The organism is Actinomadura sp. WAC 06369, assembly GCF_003947565.1.
In the GTDB taxonomy this organism is placed as follows: Bacteria; Actinomycetota; Actinomycetes; order Streptosporangiales; family Streptosporangiaceae; genus Spirillospora; species Spirillospora rifamycini.
Genome location: NZ_QHJN01000058.1, coordinates 25,146 through 43,071, shown reverse-complemented (window position 1 = coordinate 43,071; position 17,926 = coordinate 25,146). Strand labels below are relative to the sequence as shown.

Sequence of the window (17,926 nt, the reverse complement as noted above, 5' to 3'; positions counted from 1 at the left end):
GCCCCGACTGTCCGGAGCGCGCGCGCGGGATCGGGGGCCGGGTCGGGACCGACCAGGACGGCCGTACCGCAGTCGACGCACGCGCGCTCCGGACAGTCGGGGCCGTGCCCGTCGGGACACGGCGGCTGCTCGAACATACGTTCATCACCGCAGGTGGAGCAGTACAAGGGGGAACCTCCCTCACCTATGACACGGATCACGTTGGCACGAGCCGCCGACAGAATGCGGGACTTCGCTCGGCGTGTCCGGAACTTCATGCGCCCGCCGGACGTACGCGCGTCGCCGCGCCGGACTCTACGCGCTCCGCCGGAGTGCGGGGCCGGTGCGTGGCCGTACGGGTTTCGTGGGACCATCTCAGACGTGGTTGCCAACGAGAGCCCGTTCCTGCGCGCCTGCCGCCGCCTGCCCGTCGAGCACACGCCGGTGTGGTTCATGCGGCAGGCGGGACGGTCGCTGCCGGAGTACCTGCGGGTGCGCGAAGGCGTGCCGATGCTGGAGTCCTGCACCCGGCCCGACATGATCGTCGAGATCACGATGCAGCCGGTGCGCCGGTACGCCGTGGACGCCGCGATCTTCTTCAGCGACATCATGGTGCCGCTCCGGGCGATCGGCGTGGACCTCGACATCAAGCCGGGCGTCGGCCCGGTGATCGCCGACCCGATCCGGGACGCGGCGGACCTGGGCGCGCTCCGCCCGCTCGAACCGGACGACGTCCCGTACGTGAGCGAGGCCGTCGCGGGCCTCGTCGGCGAGCTGGGCGGCACGCCGCTGATCGGCTTCGCGGGCGGCCCGTTCACGCTCGCCTCGTACCTGATCGAGGGCGGCCCGTCCAAGAACCACGAGCGCACCAAGGCCATGATGTACGGCGAGCCCGAGCTGTGGTCCGCCCTCATGGAGCGGCTCGCCGACCTCACGATCGAGTTCCTGAAGATTCAGGTCGCCGCGGGCGCGAGCGCCGTCCAGCTGTTCGACTCCTGGGTGGGGGCGGTCGCCGAGCAGGACTACCGCGCGTCGGTGCTGCCGCACACCCGCCGCATCTTCGCGGCGATGGAGCCGCTGGGCGTCCCGCGCATCCACTTCGGCGTCGGCACCGGCGAGCTGCTCGGCCCGATGGGCGAGGCGGGCGCGGACGTCGTCGGCGTCGACTGGCGGGTGCCGCTGGACGAGGCCGTCGGCCGCGTCGAGCCCGGCAAGGCCCTCCAGGGCAACCTCGACCCGGCGATCCTGTTCGCCCCGTGGGAGACGGTCGAGGAGCGCGCGCGCGACGTCCTCGCCCGCGGCCGCACGGCGGAGGGGCACATCTTCAACCTCGGGCACGGCGTGCTGCCGTCGACGAATCCCGACGTCCTGGCCCGCCTCGCGGACCTGGTCCACGAGGCGAGCGCGGAACGCCTTTCCTGACGTCCGCACCGGTCAGGGCCTCCCGCCGGTGCCGCCGGTGTCGCCCGAGGGCGGCGGGCCGGACGGCTGCGACGGCGGGGCACCCGGACCCGGGGCACCCGGCGCGCCGCCCGGGACGTGCGGGGCGCCCGGGACGTGCGGGGCGGGCGCGAGAGGCCCGCTCGGGTTCGCCAGCGCGCGGAACCACGCGCGGAACCGCGCGCGCAGGCGGTGGCGGAGCAGGTAGACCGGGACGGCCAAGACCGCGAGCGTGACGAGGAACGGCAGCAGCCAGCCGAGCATGGTCGCGAGCCCGCCGGCGAACGTGCTGAACGCGTCCCAGCCGTCCCGCAGGCCGCCGAGGAAGCCGCCCGCCTCCTCCTTCTCGGGCTCGGCCTTCGGCTCGGCCTTGCCGACCAGGGTGACGGTGAGGGTCGCGTAGCTGGTGCTCTCCTGGAGGGCCTTGTGCCGGGCCTGCAGCGACTCCAGGTCCGACTCCCGGTCGGAGATCTCGTCCTCCAGCTTCATGATCTCGTCGAGGGAGTCGGCGCGCTCCAGCAGCTTGCGGAACGACGCGAGCGTGGCCTCCGCCGACCGGACGCGGCTCTCCACGTCGGCGACCTCCGCCGTGACGTCCTCCGCCTCCTGCGTCAGCGACAGCTTCTCGCCCAGCTCCGAACCCAGCCGCGCCAGCAGGTCCGCGTAGCGGTCCGCGGGGACCCGCAGGGTGATCTCCGCGCGCGGCGGGCTGCTGCTCGCCGACTCGCGCCCCACGTACCCGCCCGCCGCCGCGGCGAGCTGCTTGGTCCTGCCCGCGGCCTTCTCCACGTCGTCCGCGCGCATCCTGAGCTCGGACGTGTAGACGACGGCGCGGGCCGCGGACGGCAGCTTCGCGTCCGACCCGCGGGCGCCCCGCTCCCCGCCGGTCCCGCCGTCCTCCTCGCCGCCGGAGGTGTGCCGTTCCTTCTGCGGGGCGGCGCCGCCGCCCTGCCGGGTCCCCTCGTCGCGGGCCTCGGCGGGCGCGGAGCCCGCCGTGTCGCTCCCGCCCGAGCAGCCGGCGAGCAGCCCGGCCAGGAGCAGAGTGACCACCACGAATGTCGCTTGCCTGACGCTTCTCGCGATCCGCATGCGGCTTCGACGGGGTGGCGCAGATCACCGTTCCGCGGGGCGCGTCGCGATCCGGGCACGAACCGGGCACGCCCGGGTCACGGCCGGCGCCCCCGCCGGGCCGGCCGCGACCCGGGCGGGCCGGCCGGTCAGCGGCCCGCGACCCGGCCGGTCAGCACCATCGGCCCGCCGATGTCGACGGTCCCCAGCAGCCACAGGTCGCCGGTGCCCGGGACGAAGGCCAGCGCCCGCCCGTTGAAGTTGTCCCGGTTCGGCGCCGGGGTCGTCCGCACCCGCTCCCACGTCCCGCCGGCGAGGCGCAGCAGCCCGGGCTCGGCGGGCTCGTGCAGGGAGTGGCCCTGGGCCCAGACGGTGCCGTCCGGCCCGGCGACGAGCTCGTCCAGCTCGTTGAGGCCCGCGGGCGGCTCCACGTTCGTCCAGGAGGCGCCGTCCCAGCGCATGACGACGGGCGTGGCGGGGGACGTGCGGCGGTTGGTGCCGACGGCCCACGCCTCGGTGGGCGACACCCCGAGCACGCTCGTCAACCACGCCGATCCCGGGGGCTGCTCGATCGGGACGTCGTGCCACGCGCGGCCGTCGAAGCGGCGCGCGACCGTCCCGTCGCCGCGCCGGTCGCGGCCCAGCGCCCACATGTCGCCGTCCGCGCGGATGTCGATGGAGCCCAGCGCGTTCGGCTCGAAGGCCGGCGGCGCCACGTGCGTCCACGCGTCGCCCGTCCGGCGGTAGACGCCGCCGTCGCTCAGCAGCCAGACGTCCGAGCCCCGCACCCGGAGCCCGGCGGAGGTCGCGCCCTCGGGGAGGTCGACCTCCGTGAAGGCGGTCCCGGTGAAGCGGGCGACGTACGGCTCGCTGGGGTAGCCCTCCCAGGCCGACCCGTCCAGGTAGCGGGTGCCGTTGATCCAGACGTTTTCCGGCCCGGCGGTGTGCACGCCGGTGATGGTGCCGCGGCGGGACAGGCCGCCGAGGTCGTACTCCACCCAGCGGTCGCCCGTCCAGCGGCGCACCACCGGGTTCCCCGGGACGGTCCGGCCCGTGCCGGGGATGGGGCCGGGCACGACGAGCTCGCCCTGGACGCCGCTGATCCAGACGCTGTCTGGGGAAGCGGCGGCGAGGCCGTACAGGTAGTTGTTGGGCCAGAAGAACGGGAGTCCGACGGAGGAGAGCCCGACGGTCTCGGCGGCACCGGCCGCCGCGGCGGGGGCGGCGGGCGCGGCGGGCGCGGCGGCGGCCGGCGGCGCGGCCAGCGCGAGGCCGGTGCACAGCGCGCCGACGCCCGCGCCCGTGCGGCGGAGGAACGTCCGAAAGTCCATGGATGCCAGTATTCACTGGCGGAGTGTCGTCCGCTTGTCATCCGGGGCACAAAACGGGCACGGCCCGGCCCCGCAGCGGGCGCCCCGGTGCACGATCCGGCGGGGCGTCTGGAAAGGTGGAGACATGACCACGTCCCATGCCGTCGTCATCGGAGGCGGCATCGCGGGCCTCGCCGCAGCACGCCTCCTCGCCCGTGCGGGCGTCCGGACGACCGTGCTGGAGGGCTCCCCCCGGATCGGCGGAAAGCTGCGCGTCGGCGAGATCGCCGGGCTCCCGGTCGACGAGGGCGCCGAGTCGATGCTCGCGCGCCGTCCCGAGGGCCTCGGCCTCCTCCGCGAACTCGGCCGCACCGACGATCTGGTGCACCCCGGCACCACCTCGTCGGGCATCCGCAGCCGCGGCGCGCTCCGCCCCATCCCGTCCGGCCAGGTGATGGGCGTCCCCTCCGACCTCAAGGCGCTCGCCGCGGCGCAGGTGCTGTCCCCGGCCGGGCTCGCCCGGGTGCCCCTCGACCGCGTCCTGCCCGAGACGCCGCTCGGCGCCGACGTGTCCGTCGCCGACTACATCGGCGCCCGCGTCGGCTCCGAGGTCGTCGACCGGCTCGTCGAGCCGCTGCTCGGCGGCGTCTACGCGGGCCGCACCGAGCTGCTGTCGTTCGAGGCGACGATGCCGGCCGTCGCCGCCGCCGCGCGGTCCCACCGGTCGCTGATCGACGCGGTGCAGAGCGTCCGCGACGCCGCCCCGAAGGACCCCGGCCCCGTCTTCGCCAGCCTCCCCGGCGGCCTCGGCGCGCTGCCCGGGCTGGTCGCCGACGACCTGGCCGCCGCGGGCGGCACCGTCCGCACCGGCGCGATGGTCCGCGAGCTGCGGCGCCGCCCGGACGGCTGGCGCCTCACGGTCGGGCCCGCGCGGGCGCCCGAGGCCCTGGACGCCGACGCGGTGGTGGTCGCGGTCCCGGCCGCGCCCGCCGCGCGGCTGCTGGAGCCCGACGTGCCCGCCGCCGCGAGCGCGCTCGCCGGCATCGAGTACGCGAGCATGGCGATCGTCACCCTCGTCTACCCCGTCGCGGCGTTCCCGTCGCTCCCGGCGGGCAGCGGCTACCTCGTCCCGGCCGTGGAGAACACCAACGGGGTGAAGGCCGTGACGTTCAGCTCCGTGAAATGGCCCCACCTGCGCGACCGCGAGCCCGGCCTCGTCGCCGTGCGGTGCTCCCTCGGCCGGTTCGGCGAGGAGCACACCCTGCAGCGGACCGACGAGGAGCTGATCGCGGCGGCGACGGCGGAGCTGGCCGCGACCTGCGGCGCCGCCGACGTGCCCGCCGCCACCCGGGTGACCCGCTGGGGCGGCGGGCTCCCGCAGTACAACGTCGGCCACGCCGACCGCGTCGCCCGGGTCCGCGCGGCGGTCGCCGCGCAGCCCGGGCTGGCCGTCGCGGGCGCGGCCTACGACGGCCTCGGCGTCCCCGCGTGCCTCGCCACGGCGCGCGCGGCGGCCGACCGGGTGCTGGACCACCTGCGCAGTCGAGAAGGAGCAGCGAGATGACCGAGTCCGCGGCGAAGCCGAAGGCCCGCGACCTGAACAAGCAGATCCGCTACACCATGTGGTCGGTCTTCCGGGTGGCGCGCCCGGGCGAGATCGCCGAGAAGGACGCCGCCGAGGTGCAGGACCTCCTGGACCAGGCGGCCCGCAAGGACGTCACCACCCGCGGCCTCTACGACGTCGCCGGGCTCCGCGCCGACGCCGACTACATGTTCTGGTGGCACGCGCCGAGCTCCGACGACCTCCAGGAGGTCTACGGCCGGTTCCGCCGCACCGCCATGGGCCGCGCGAGCGAGCCCGTCTGGTCGCAGATGGCGCTGCACCGCCCGGCCGAGTTCAACAAGAGCCACATCCCCGCGTTCCTCGCCGACGAGGAGCCCCGCGCGTACGTGTGCGTGTACCCGTTCGTCCGGTCCCTGGAGTGGTACCTGCTGCCGGACGAGGAGCGCCGCGCCATGCTCGCCGAGCACGGCAAGATGGCCCGCGACTACCCGGACGTCCGGGCGAACACCGTCTCGGCGTTCGCGCTCGGCGACTTCGAGTGGATGCTCGCCTTCGAGGCCGACGAACTGCACCGGATCGTCGACCTCATGCGGCACCTGCGCGGCGCGAAGGCCCGCCTGCACACGCGCGAGGAGATCCCGTTCTACACGGGCCGCCGCAAGCCGCTGGGCGAGCTCATCGCGTCCCTCCCGTAGGGCCGCCGGCGCCCGGCGGCCGCCCGCCGGGACCGGCCGTCAGGACCGGCCGTCAGGACCGGCCGTCAGGGGGCGCCGCCCCCGCCGCCGGAGTCGTCGCCGCCGGGGTCGCCGCCGTGGCCGTACCGCAGGTCGACCGACGCGGGGTCGAGACCGCCCCACCCGCGCGAGCGGAACCCGCCGCGCGAGAGGCGCACCCGCTTCGGGGGCGGCTCGCAGAGCACCGCGCGCATCTTGGCGTCCTCGACGGCGGACGGCCCGAGCGCGGCGAGCCGCCCGACGTCCGCGGACCTCCCGCCGGGCGGGAAACCGGGCAGGACGCCCCGCCGCGCGGCCTCCAGGACGGCGCGGCCCTCGCGCGTCGGCCGGAGCCGGCGCGGGAACCCCGCGCCCAGCAGCCCGCCGTCGATCAGGGCGTCGCAGACGTCCCACACCGCGTCGGCCGTCCCGGCGAACACGAGCAGGTCGGCCAGCGGCGTTCCGGTGCGCGGCACCTTCTTCAGGAGCGCGGCCTCCACCGGGTGGAGCGCGGGGGCGTCGTCGTCCTCGCGGACGGCGGTGTCGACGCGGTGCGTCAGCCGGGACACCCGGACGACGCCCCGCTCGTACAGCGCCAGCAGCGCCGTCTGCACGACGCGCTTCTGGCGGCCGGACAGGAACGCGATCTCGTAGGGACCGTGCATGGGGACCCCCTCAGGGCGTGCCGTCGCCTCTTGGACGCGCGGCACGCTCGGGGGGTTTGCCGGAATTCGCCCGGCCGCGCCGACCGGGGTTACTCGGCGGGCTCGAGGGTCAGCGAGATCGAGTTGATGCAGTAGCGGTCGTCGGTCGGGGTGCCGTAGCCCTCCCCGTGGAACACGTGCCCGAGGTGCGAGTCGCACGTCGCGCACAGCACCTCGGTGCGGACCATGCCCAGGGACCGGTCCTCGCGCAGGACGACCGCGTCCGAGTCGGCCGGCGCGAAGAACGACGGCCAGCCGCAGTGGCTCTCGAACTTGGTCTCCGACCGGAACAGCTCGGTGCCGCAGGCGCGGCACCGGTAGACGCCGACGGTCTTCGTGTCGGTGTACTCACCGGTGAACGGCTTCTCGGTGCCCGCCTCCCGGAGCACGTGGTACTCCTCGGCCGACAGCTCGGCCCGCCACTCGTCCTCGCTCTTGCGGATCTTCTCCATGCCCTCGAACGTACCCGGCGCCTCCGGGGGAATGTCGCACCCCTGGGTTAACGTGCACCTATGGCCTCGCCCTTCATCGAGATCCCGGTCGGGGATCGGCTCGTCAAGGTGTCCAATCCCGACAAGCCGTACTTCCCGCGGCACGGTTACACCAAGCGGCAGCTGGTGGAGTACTACCTGGCCGTGGGGGAGGGGATCCTGCGCGCCACCCGCGACCGGCCGACCACGCTGGAACGCTGGCCCGCCGGTGTCTTCGAGGGGGCCAAGATGGCCACCCGGGAGGACTACGCCCGCGGCCAGGCGGGCATGGGCGCGGGCAAGTCCGACGCGTTCTACCAGAAGCGCATCCCCAAGGGCGCGCCCGACTGGGTGCCCACCGCGCGGATCAAGTTCCCCAGCGGCCGGTACGCCGACGAGGTGTGCCCGTCCGAGGTCGCCGTGATCGCCTGGGCCGCCAACCTCGGCACGCTGACGTTCCACCCCTGGCCCGTCCGCAAGGGCGACGTCGACCACCCGGACGAGCTGCGCATCGACCTCGACCCGCAGCCGGGCACCGACTTCGCCGACGCCGTGCGGGTCGCGCTCGGCCCCGCCCGCGACGTGCTCGGCGAGCTCGGCTACACCGGCTACGTCAAGACGTCCGGGAAGTCCGGCGTGCACATCTACATCCGGATCGAGCCGCGCTGGACGTTCACCGAGGTGCGGCGGGCCGCGCTCGCGTTCGGCCGCGAGGTCGAGCGGCGCGCCCCGACCCAGGTGACCACCCGCTGGTGGAAGGAGGAGCGCGGCGAGCAGATCTTCATCGACTTCAACCAGAACGCCCGCGACCGCACGATCGCCTCGGCCTACAGCGTCCGCCCGGCCCCGCACGCGCCCGTCTCGGCCCCCGTCACCTGGGACGAGCTGGGCGACGTCGACCCGCGCGACCTCACCATCGCGACGATGCCCGAACGGTTCGCGAAGGTCGGCGACCTGCACGCCGCCATCGACGACGCCGCGTTCTCGCTGGAGCCCCTGCTCGAACTGGCCGACCGCGACGAGAACGACCACGGCCTCGGCGACATGCCGTACCCGCCGAACTATCCGAAGATGCCCGGCGAGCCCAAGCGCGTCCAGCCCAGCAAGGACACCGACAACAAGTGAGGCCGCCGCCCCCGGAAGGGGGCGACGGCCTCGCGTCACGCGGTGGACGCGTCACGCGGTGCGGCGGCAGGTCAGAAGAACCGGCGCTCCGGCACCGGCAGGCTGACCTCGGCCGGCCCGCGCCACACCGAGGTCGGCCGCGGGACGCCGAGGTTCACCGGGGCGTCCTCGTCCAGCTCCACCACCGGGAACCGGATCGAGCTGGACGCCAGGTCCACGGTCACCGCCGCGCCCGTGGGCGTCTCGGTGGTGTAGTCGGCGTCCGTTCCGGCCAGCACCAGCCCGAGCCGGTGCCCCTTCTTCAGGACGTACTCCTGGCTCAGCGTCTCCCAGCGGATGCTCTCGAACTCGCCGGGCGTCAGCGGCTCGGGGGCGCTCAGCGAGTCGTGGTTCTGCACGTCCAGCCAGCCGCGCGCGATCACGTTGACCGGCGACGTCGCCGTGGTCACCCGCGTCTCCTTGTAGCACGCGTCGTCGAACGCGGTGCTCGCCCCGTGGCAGCTCTCGGTGTCCAGCGTCTCGATGCCCTCGCCGCGGCCGAGGTGGTCGACGCGCTCGGCCGTCCCGTAGTCGACGAGCAGCGCCGTGACGTTCGCGGTCGGCCGGTCCAGCTTGACGCGCAGCCGGACGTCCGGGGTGCCCGACAGGCGCCCGGTGTTCGGCAGCGGGCCCGACACGAACGCGGCCCGGTACGGCCGGTCGGCCGTCGGGTCCTCGACCATCGCGCCCTCGGAGTACCCGTTCCCCTCGGGGCCCGCCGCGTCGGCGAACGTCGCGGTGTCGCCCTTCGGGGTCCGCTGCTCCGCGAGCGTCCCGTCGGCTCGGGGCCGCAGGATCACCGTCTCGCCGTCCCGCGACGGCCAGTCGTCCTGCGTGATCCACTCGTCCGGCCCGACCTCGATGTCGGCGCGCGGCTCGTCGGTGATCCCGTTGTCGATGCCGTGCAGCTCGTGGTCGAACCAGCGGTGCAGCGTCCGCACCCAGTGGTCGCGGCGGAAGTCGAACGGGTCGACGTGCCCGCGCTGCGTCAGCCACACCTTCCGCTCGACGCCGTGCTGCGCGAGTTCCTCCCACCACAGCGAGAAGTGGTCGTCCTTGACGTTCAGGTCGTTCACGCCGTGGATCGCGAACACGCTGGCGCGCACCTTGCTCGCCCGCCCGACCGTCCCGTGCCGGTAGTCCGTCGTCTTCCAGTAGGCGTTGTAGTTGCCCGTCGCGTCGTCCTCGCCCGCGTCGAGGTCCGCGTTCACGGCGGCGCACTTCTCCGGCGGGTCGGTGTCGACGTAGCCCGCGAGCCACGGCTGCTCGTCCGTCCAGTACTTCACGCCGTTCATCCGGCTGTAGTTGTACCAGCCGCTGATCGCCGCGATCGGGACGATCGTCTCCAGCCCCTCGACGCCCGTTGCCGCGACCCCGTTCGCGAGCGTCCCGTCGTACGACTTGCCGATCATCGCGGTGCTGCCGGTCGTCCAGTCGGCCGCGACCGGGGTGCCGTCCGCGCGGAACGCCTTCGCGCGCCCGTTCAGCCAGTCGACGACCGCCTTGCCGCCCAGCACGTCCGACGGCCCGCCGCTCACCGGGCAGCCGTCGGACCGGGTCGTCCCGACCATGTCCACGGCCAGGAACGCGTACCCGCGGGGGACGAAGTAGTTGTCGTAGAACAGCGGGAACTTCAGCGGGTCGCCGTTCTCGGCGTAGGACTTGCGCTCGCCCTCGTTGCCGCGTCCCGAGTTGTCGTAGTACGGGCTCTCGTCCATGATCACGGGAACCTTGAGGCCCTGCTCGGTCTCCCGCGGCCGGACGATGTCGACGTTGACGCGGTCGAGTTCGCCGTCGCGGTCGCTGTCGACCTGCGTCTGCACGTACACGTGCTCGCGGATGGCGTCCTCGTAGGAGAAGACCGGCTGCGTCACGCCGTCCTCCACCGCGATCTCGGGCGCCGTCCGGGCGAGCGCCGTCCCGCCGCCCGCGGCGAGCGCCGCGCCGGTCAGCACGGCGATCGCGGCCGTCCGCCGCCTCAAGGGTCTGCTGGCCAACCCGCACCTCCGGGAGTGGGAATGATCTCTACCGGAGCACACGTTCCCGAACGCGCGGCATGAGGTAAAGAGCGGTGATCTGCCAACTCTCCGCAATTTTGGTCATGTCCTGCCCTTGCGTCCGGCCGTCCGATGCGGAACCCGAGGTGCAAGGCCGCGCGGAAGGGGAAACCCGCCGCCATGGGATGGCATTACCGAAAATCGATCCGGCTCGGACCCTTCCGGCTCAACCTGTCGAGGCGCGGAGTCGGCCACAGCGTCGGCGCCCGCGGCGCCCGCTACACCCGCTCCGCGCACGGCCACCGCTACCTGACCCTCCGTATCCCCGGCACCGGCCTCTCCTGGCGCCGCCCCCTGCGCCGCCGCACCCGCACCCACCGCCGCTGACGGCGCCCGCGGGCGACGCCGTGCGGCGGCTCCGCGACCCCGCGGAGCCGCCGCACGGCCCGAACGCCGTCCTCAGGGAAGCGAGGACGGACCGGTCAGAGGACGAGGTCTTCGGGACGGGCGACCTCGCGGGGCACGGGGAACGCTTCGCGCCCCTCCAGCGGGTCGGCCCGGACGTGCGCGTCCAGGTCCAGGCCCGTGAGGATCCCGATGGCGCGCACCGGGACCTGGTACGTCCGGTACGCGCCGTAGGAGAACTCCTCCTCGCCGGGGAGGCCGGCGATGAGGGCCGCCTGGCTGAGCAGGTAGCCGGTCACGGACAGTTCGCCGCTCTTCCGTGTCATCGCGACGATCTTCCAGAACCCGCGGGGCAGCGCGGTCCCGCGATGGACCGGGTCGTCGGGAGCCAGGACCGGGCCGGTGAACACGCTTACGGTCAGGTCGCGGTTGTCGGCGTTGCCGAGGATGTGGTCCTCGAGGCCGCGCCAGAGCGTCTCGCCGGCGTTGAAACCGTGGTGCTGGGGAGAGGCGTTGGTGTAGTGGAAGGTGTCGGCGCAGGCGGCTTCGGCCTGCGCCTCCGTCCCCCAGGCCGGGTCGAGCCGGCGGACCAGGTGGCCGCGGTCGAGTTCGGGATCGGCGTACACCTCCTCACCGGTCTGCTCGGCGGCGGGCAGCCGGGGATCGAAGGACCAGCGGTCCCGGCCGCGGCGCGGTCGCCGCGAGCGCCCGCCGTCGATGTTGCAGGCGGTGAACAGCGCCAGTTTGCGCCGCCGGTGCATGACGACGCTGAAGTGGTGGTAGCGCAGTTCCGCCGAGGCGGCGGCCGCCAGTTCGGGCGGCGGCAGGGGCGGCGGCAGCGGGCGGGCCAGGAACGCGGGATCGTACCCTTCGCGGTCGCTGTAGCCGGCTTCGGAGGCCGCCGCCCGTTCGCCCGCGGCCCGCCCGTCCCCGTCCGCGAGCCGGACCGTGATGTCGATCGGCCCGGGGACGACGAGGTTCAGCCCGCCGGACGGCGCGGGGGCGGCGAGCGGGGCGGACGCCGCGGCGAGGGAACCGGCCGACGCCGGCGCGGCGGCGCCCGCCTGCTCGACCCGTGCGGGAGCGAAGATCTCGTCGGCGAGCGCGCGCTGCCCGGGGGGCAGCGGCGCCTCCCGGACCGCCCGGCAGACGCGGCTGATGCGCACCCCCTCGTTGACGAACCCGCCGAGTTCCTCCTGCCCGGGCACGGGCACGCTCGCGTGGTGCAGCGCGACGACCTCCCACTGGTCGTTGAACACCGGTGAGCCGGACGACCCGGGCTCGGTGTCGGCCGCGTAGTGCAGGTGCCGCTCGGGAATGTCCACGATCTTGTTCTCCCGCAGCGCGACCTGCTTCTTGTCGCCCCGCGGGTGCTGGATGATCGTGACGAACTCGCCGATGATCGCCTTGCCCTCCGCTTCGACGAGCCGGTTGTGGCCGTACGCCTCCAGCCCGCCGGGCGGGGACGTCACCGCGACGAGGGCGAAGTCGAGTCCGGCGTCGGCGACGAAGAAGCGGTCCGGGTCGAGGGGGAAGGTCCGGGGCGCGAGCGGCCGTCCGTCGACGCCGTCCTGGAAGTCGAACTCGATGACGCTGGCGCGGGCCGTCTCGATGTCGGGGAGCACGTGGTGATTGGTCAGCAGCAGGCTGGCGGAGACCATCGATCCGGTCCCGTACCCGGTCGGCCGGCCGCGGTCGTCCCGGATGTCGACCCGTCCGACGGTGCGCGCGGCGACCACGCCCGCGTCCAGGTACCGCACGCCCACGTAGTCCACCGTGTTGATGATCTTCTCGAGCCGCGCCGCGGGCGCCGCGGCGGCCGGCTCCACCAGTTTCCCGGCACCGTGGAACCGGTTGAGCCGGTCGATCCGCTCGGCGATCCGCTCCGGCGTGTCGGCCTCGGCGATCCCGCCCGGCGCGGCCAGCACCCGCTCGTTGCCCCGCCGCCGCTCGGCGCGCTCCGCCACCCGCCGCGCGGCCGCCTCCTGCTGCCGCCGCTCCTCCTCTCGCTCCAGCAGCCTCATGATCGCCCTCCGATTATCAAATAGTTCGAAATGCAGGCATCAATTGCAATGTGTCAACCCATCGCATGATTTGGCTATAGGCTGGTTTCCGTTTTTGCCTGACAGCGGGAAAGGTTGTAAGCAGAGGGGACGTACCGGGAGGTCACGGCATGAGCGGATCAGCGAGCGGGCCCGCCGCGCCGCGTTCCGGAGCGGGCGGGGAAGCGCCGTGACGGCCACCGCCGTATTCGTGCACGGACGCCGCCAGGAAGCCCGCGACCCCGAAATCCTCGCGCGCGGCTGGCTGGCCGCTCTCAACACCGGGCTCGGCAGGGCCGGGCTGCCCGCGCTCGCGCCGGAACGCGTGTCACTGCCCTACTACGGCACCGCCCTCCACGACGCCACGGCGGAGCTGGCCGGGGCCCGCCTCCGGCTGGAGGACCTCCCCGCGGACGGTCCGCATGCCGGGGCCGCGCCGGGAACGCTGGATCCGGACCTGCCCGCCGACGTGGGCGAACTCGAGCGCCGGCTCGTCGCCGACATGGCCGCGGCGCTCTCCCCGGACGCCCCGCGGCGAGAGGCGCTCGAATGGTCCCCGGACCGGCTGCTGTCCTGGGACGCCGCCCGCCGGCTGCTCTCGGAGATCGCCCTGCGCACCCGGACGGACCAGTGGATCATCACCGTGCACCTGCGCGACGTCGCGGTCTACCTCACCCATGCCCGCGACGAGGTCCTGGCGGCCGTCCGCCGCGCCCTGCCCGCCGCGGGGCCGGTGGTCCTGGTCTCCCACAGCCTCGGCACGGTGGTCGCCCGCGACCTGCTCGCCGGGGCGGACGTGCGGGACCGCACCGTCGCGTGGATCACCGCGGGCTCACCGCTGGGACTGGAGGCGGTGCAGCGGAACATGCGCCCGCCCGGCGCCCGGCACCCGGGCCCCGCGGTGCCCTGGTTCAGCGCGTACGACGTCCGGGACGTCGTGGCGCTCGGCCATCCCCTCCGCCCCGCCTACGGCGAACCCCTCACCGACATCAGGGTGGAGAACGGCGACGCCCCCCACCTGATCGAGCGGTACCTCGCGCACGCGGACGTCGCGCGTCCCATCGGCGAGGCGCTCGCCCGCGGCTGAGCGCCGCGTCGTGCCCAGCGGTCTCACCGCCCGTCGGCGCCGCCCGCGACTCCGTCGCCGCCCGCCTTGGGCAGGGGCGCGGGGCTCCCCGCGCCCTGCACTCCCTCCAGCACGTCCTGACCGCGGCGGTCGACGAACCTGGTGAACAGCTCCTGCGAGTAGCCGAAGATGATCGCCCAGGCGATGATCTGCGCCGACGAGTCCAGCGCGGTGAGCCCGGGGATGAAGCCGCCGCGCATGAGGAGCAGGCCGAGCACCGCGGTGAGGGCGCCCGTCGGGAGCTTCAGCACGGCCAGCGCCACCGGTATGCCGAACGCCGTGGACGTGCCGCGGATCTTGCGCAGCGCCGACGCGGCGGCGATCCCGGCGGCCACGAGCCCGGCGAACTCGACGACGATGTAGTCCTCGCGCGTCACGACCCGCCGGGTCTCGGCGCCGAGCCGCTCCCCGGGAAGCCCCCGCGCGGATTCGCGGACCGGGCAGACGACGCTGTACATCTGCCGCCCGCTCGCCTGCGTGTCGGCCGGCTCGAAGCACAGCGGCACGGTCGTCCGGAAGATCGCCGACAGCACCGCGACGGCGGCCGCCAGCACGAAGAGGAACACGGCCACCCACCGCACGATCACCACGAAGCTTCCGGCGCGCACCCGCTCCCGCAGCGCGGCCTGGCGGGCGGCGTCCACGGCACCGATGATCGCCGCCCGTTCCGACGACTCGAGGTCGCGGGTCTTGCCCGCCTCCCGCGCGGCGCGCAGTTCCAGCGCGACCCGCTCCATCGCCGTCCGGCGCTCGTCGGTGTCGGACAGGTGGGCGCCGACGACCGCCAGCATCCCCGGGATGTGCGCTTCGAGCGCCGTGGACGGGAGGGTCCGCAGCCAGAGGGAGCGCGCGGTGTCGAGGTGGAGCCGGGCCGTCGTCACGTGCGAGGCGGACACCGCCCGGCGGTGGTGGTCGAAGTCGACGATCCGCCGGGCCGCGTCGAGTTCCCGCCGCGCCCCCGCCAGCAGTTCGGCGTCGCTTCCGGACGGGCGCCGCTCGCCGCGCTCGTCGGCGTCCAGGAGCGCGTCCAGTTCGATGAGCTGCGCGCGGATCTCCTCGCAGAGCACCCACGAGCCCCGCTCGCGCCACCATTCGGCGTACTTCTTCACCCGCGAGCCTCTCCGGCGACCTCGATGACCTGCGAGGACGCAGCCTAGGCCGGTGCGGAGGCCGGTTCGCCGCGCGGCGCGGGACCTGGCGGGCCCTTTGCCGTCGGCGGAACGGATGCGTGCCGGACAGGCGGGACCGGGCGGAGATTCTTTAAGGCTCAACACCTTTCGATCTAATTGTGGCTCCTTCAAGTATTCGCGTCACTGTTCGCTAGATTGGCAGTAAAAGGGGGAAATTGAACTCGACATTGCGGGTGTTCCGTCATATCAAGGAAGAAGCGTGGCCGGATATGGGGAGGCCGCGCCGGGGAGCGGCCCGCCGTGAGCGGACGGGGCGCCCGTTGGACCATCCCGGGCCCTCTTCGCCGAAACCTATGACGTATCGAGGAGGAGAAATGACGACACCGGAATACAAGCCGCCGCCGCTGAAGCACCCGCCGTCCACCCGCACCCCCGCCGTCACGACGTGGCAGAAGCAGATGCGGGACCGCGGCTGGCACATCGACGTGGACGGCATCTACGGCGAGGAGAGCAAGCGGCTCTGCGCCAACTTCCAGATGGAGCACCGCCTGGAGATCGACGGCATCGTGGGCCCGAAGACCTGGAAGGCCACCTGGGAGGCGGCGAGCACCAGGCCGCCGCAGGCGCCCGACCGCACGCTGCAGAAGGGCGACTTCAACAACCAGAACGTCCGGAAGTGGCAGCGCCAGGTGAACAACCGCGGCTGGCCGGAGCTCGAGGTCGACGGCGACTTCGGGTCGCAGACCGAGAGCATCTGCAAGGAGCTGCAGAAGTTCAAGGGCCTGCCGGAGACCGGCAAGATCGACCACGACACCTGGGACGCGGCCTGGCTGGAGAAGGTGCCCGTCGCGGCCATGTGAGGGACGGCCTCGGACACCCGGGCCGGCGCGCTCCGCACGCCGGCCCGTTCGTCGTGCCGGGCGTTCCCGCTATGCCGTCTTGGCGCGGTTCACCGCCGACAGGACGGCCTGGACGGACGCGGCGAGGACCGAGGTGTCGCGTCCGGCGCCCCAGGCGACGACGCCGTCGACGCGGCACTCGGCGTAGGCGACGGCGGGGGAGCCGCCGCCGGGCGCGGTCGCGTCGGTCGAGTGCTCGGCGAACCGGAGGACGTCCACCGCCACCCCGGCGGCGGCCAGCGCGCCGGTGAGCGCGTCGATCGGGCCGTTGCCGGTGCCGGTGTGCTCGCCGGCGCGGCCGTCCACCGCGACGGTGCCGGCGAAGTCGTGCCGGGCGGGGCCGGTGTGGGCGGTGCGCCAGCCGGTGACGGAGACGGGGCCGGCGCGGTCGAGGTACTCGGCGCGGAACAGGTCCCACAGCTGCTCGGCGGTCACCTCCTCGCCGCTGCCGTCGGCGGCCCGCTGCACCACCCGGGAGAACTCGATCTGCAGGCGGCGCGGCAGCTCCAGGCCGTACCCGGTGCGCAGCAGGTAGGCGATGCCGCCCTTGCCCGACTGGCTGTTCACCCGGATGACGGCCTCGTACCCGCGGCCCACGTCGGCGGGGTCGATCGGCAGGTACGGGACGTCCCAGGGGGCCTGCTCGGGCGGGACGCCCAGGTCGGCGGCGCGCTTCGCGTGGTGTTCCATGCCCTTCGCGATGGCGTCCTGGTGCGTGCCCGAGAACGCGGTGTGGACGAGGTCGCCGCCGTAGGGGTGGCGCTCGTGGACGGGCAGGCGGTTGCAGTGCTCGACCGTCCGGCGGATCTCGTCGATGTCGGACAGGTCGAGGCGCGGGTCGATGCCCTGGGCGTGCAGGTTCAGCGCGAGGGTGACGAGGTCGACGTTGCCGGTGCGCTCGCCGTTGCCGAACAGGCAGCCCTCGACGCGCTGGGCGCCCGCCAGCATCGCCAGTTCGGCGCACGCGACGCCGGTCCCGCGGTCGTTGTGCGGGTGCACGGAGAGGATGACGGCGTCGCGGCGGGCCACGTTCCGGTGCATGTACTCGATCTGGTCGGCGTACACGTTCGGGGTCGCGATCTCGACGGTCGCGGGCAGGTTCAGGACGACCGGACGGTCGGGGGAGGCGTCCCACAGGTCCGTGACGGCGTCGCACACCTCCAGCGCGAAGTCGGGCTCGGTGAAGTTGAACGTCTCGGGGGAGAACTCGAACCGGACGCCGGGGCCGGCGAGGCGCGCCACGTCCGCCGCGCCGTCCAGGATCATCCGGCGCACGCCGTCCCGGTCCTCGCGGAGGACGACCTCGCGCCAGGCGGGGCCGGTCGCGGTGTACAGGTGGACGACCGCGCGGGGCAGGCCCTCGATGGAGGCGAAGGTCCGCTCGATGAGGTCGCGGCGGGCGGGCGTGAACACGACGGGGGTGACGTCGTCCGGGACGCCGGTCTCGGCGAGCCGGCGGACGAACGCGAAGTCGGTGGCGCTCGCGGACGGGTAGCCGACCTCGATCTCCTTGAAGCCCATGGCGACGAACAGGGCGAACATGCGGGCCTTGCGGTCGGGGTCCATGGGTTCGGCGAGGGCCTGGTTGCCGTCGCGCAGGTCGACCGGCACCCAGAGCGGCGGTTCGGTCAGGCGGCGGGACGGCCAGGTGCGCTCGACGTCCGGGACGGGCGAGGGCTCGCGGTCGTGGACGGAGCGGTAGCGGTGCGAGGGCATGGTGCCGCCGCGCTGCGGGTTCCAGAACGGCGCGCCGGCGGGGACGGGGCCGCTGGGCGTCCGGAGTGTCGGGAAGGCGTGGGTCACGGGATGTCTCCTGATGTCGCCGGTCGGACGACCGGCAGCACCGGACCCCGCGGCGGGGTGCCGGTCGGATCAGGCCCCGCCGCGGCGGCCGAGAAGAAGGGGCTGCCACGCC

15 protein-coding genes are annotated in these 17,926 nt (G+C 74.0%); 7 read left to right on the top strand and 8 right to left on the bottom strand.

The features are described 5' to 3' along the window. Positions 1–384 precede the first annotated feature (384 nt). Entirely contained in the window at positions 385–1,401 is a 1,017-nt protein-coding gene (gene hemE, locus DMH08_RS17775) for a uroporphyrinogen decarboxylase (RefSeq protein ID WP_267898555.1), read from the top strand. Positions 1,402–1,413: 12 nt separating this feature from the next. Here hemE and DMH08_RS17770 read toward each other — a convergent pair whose 3' ends face one another. Together DMH08_RS17770 and DMH08_RS17765 are read right to left on the bottom strand one after the other, a co-directional pair. Beyond that, positions 1,414–2,469 carry a DUF4349 domain-containing protein gene (locus DMH08_RS17770; RefSeq protein WP_158642336.1) on the bottom strand — a complete coding sequence of 352 codons (1,056 nt, stop codon included), beginning with the start codon at positions 2,467–2,469 and terminating at the stop codon, positions 1,414–1,416. A 167-nt stretch (positions 2,470–2,636) separates the two neighbouring features. Next, positions 2,637–3,818 (bottom strand): hypothetical protein, encoded by a 1,182-nt coding sequence (locus DMH08_RS17765; protein WP_125615956.1) that lies wholly within the window; start codon positions 3,816–3,818, stop codon positions 2,637–2,639. A 124-nt stretch (positions 3,819–3,942) separates the two neighbouring features. Between DMH08_RS17765 and hemG the strand changes: the two genes are divergently transcribed. Then, entirely contained in the window at positions 3,943–5,361 is a 1,419-nt protein-coding gene (hemG, locus tag DMH08_RS17760) for a protoporphyrinogen oxidase (RefSeq protein ID WP_026400517.1), read from the top strand. After that, positions 5,358–6,056 carry a hydrogen peroxide-dependent heme synthase gene (hemQ, locus tag DMH08_RS17755; protein ID WP_026400516.1) on the top strand — a complete coding sequence of 233 codons (699 nt, stop codon included), beginning with the start codon at positions 5,358–5,360 and terminating at the stop codon, positions 6,054–6,056. The genes hemG and hemQ overlap by 4 nt, the downstream gene beginning before the upstream one ends. A 65-nt stretch (positions 6,057–6,121) precedes the next feature. Here hemQ and DMH08_RS17750 read toward each other — a convergent pair whose 3' ends face one another. Together DMH08_RS17750 and msrB are read right to left on the bottom strand one after the other, a co-directional pair. Next, complete coding sequence (locus tag DMH08_RS17750; protein ID WP_267898554.1) at positions 6,122–6,784, bottom strand: TIGR04222 domain-containing membrane protein; 663 nt, start codon at positions 6,782–6,784, stop codon at positions 6,122–6,124. Positions 6,785–6,828: 44 nt separating this feature from the next. Further along, entirely contained in the window at positions 6,829–7,230 is a 402-nt protein-coding gene (gene msrB / locus DMH08_RS17745; RefSeq protein WP_026400514.1) for a peptide-methionine (R)-S-oxide reductase MsrB, read from the bottom strand. A gap of 60 nt (positions 7,231–7,290) precedes the next feature. On the opposite strand from msrB, the gene DMH08_RS17740 reads away from it, so the two are divergent. Then, a complete protein-coding gene (locus tag DMH08_RS17740; RefSeq protein WP_125615950.1) occupies positions 7,291–8,373 on the top strand; it encodes a DNA polymerase domain-containing protein in 1,083 nt (360 codons plus the stop codon). 71 nt (positions 8,374–8,444) lie between these two features. Here DMH08_RS17740 and DMH08_RS17735 read toward each other — a convergent pair whose 3' ends face one another. Beyond that, positions 8,445–10,409, bottom strand: coding sequence for a Xaa-Pro dipeptidyl-peptidase (locus DMH08_RS17735; RefSeq protein WP_034516122.1), 1,965 nt, complete (start codon positions 10,407–10,409; stop codon positions 8,445–8,447). Positions 10,410–10,589: 180 nt separating this feature from the next. On the opposite strand from DMH08_RS17735, the gene DMH08_RS17730 reads away from it, so the two are divergent. After that, positions 10,590–10,796: a DUF4236 domain-containing protein gene (locus DMH08_RS17730; protein ID WP_084549703.1), complete on the top strand. Its 207-nt coding sequence runs from the start codon at positions 10,590–10,592 to the stop codon at positions 10,794–10,796. A gap of 95 nt (positions 10,797–10,891) precedes the next feature. On the opposite strand, the gene DMH08_RS17725 is transcribed toward DMH08_RS17730, so the two are convergent. Next, on the bottom strand, positions 10,892–12,838 hold the full coding sequence (locus DMH08_RS17725; protein ID WP_125615947.1) for a DNA/RNA non-specific endonuclease: 1,947 nt from the start codon (positions 12,836–12,838) through the stop codon (positions 10,892–10,894). Positions 12,839–13,046: 208 nt separating this feature from the next. Here DMH08_RS17725 and DMH08_RS17720 point away from each other — a divergent pair, with 208 nt between their 5' ends. After that, a complete protein-coding gene (locus tag DMH08_RS17720; protein ID WP_125615944.1) occupies positions 13,047–13,943 on the top strand; it encodes a hypothetical protein in 897 nt (298 codons plus the stop codon). A 23-nt stretch (positions 13,944–13,966) separates the two neighbouring features. Here DMH08_RS17720 and DMH08_RS17715 read toward each other — a convergent pair whose 3' ends face one another. Then, positions 13,967–15,091 (bottom strand): hypothetical protein, encoded by a 1,125-nt coding sequence (locus DMH08_RS17715; protein WP_125615941.1) that lies wholly within the window; start codon positions 15,089–15,091, stop codon positions 13,967–13,969. 395 nt (positions 15,092–15,486) lie between these two features. Between DMH08_RS17715 and DMH08_RS17710 the strand changes: the two genes are divergently transcribed. Beyond that, a complete protein-coding gene (locus DMH08_RS17710; RefSeq protein WP_233617660.1) occupies positions 15,487–15,972 on the top strand; it encodes a peptidoglycan-binding domain-containing protein in 486 nt (161 codons plus the stop codon). Between the two features lie 69 nt (positions 15,973–16,041). Here the strand turns inward: DMH08_RS17710 and leuA are convergent, their stop codons facing one another. After that, positions 16,042–17,727 carry a 2-isopropylmalate synthase gene (gene leuA, locus DMH08_RS17705; protein WP_125615972.1) on the bottom strand — a complete coding sequence of 562 codons (1,686 nt, stop codon included), beginning with the start codon at positions 17,725–17,727 and terminating at the stop codon, positions 16,042–16,044. Positions 17,728–17,926 lie beyond the last annotated feature (199 nt).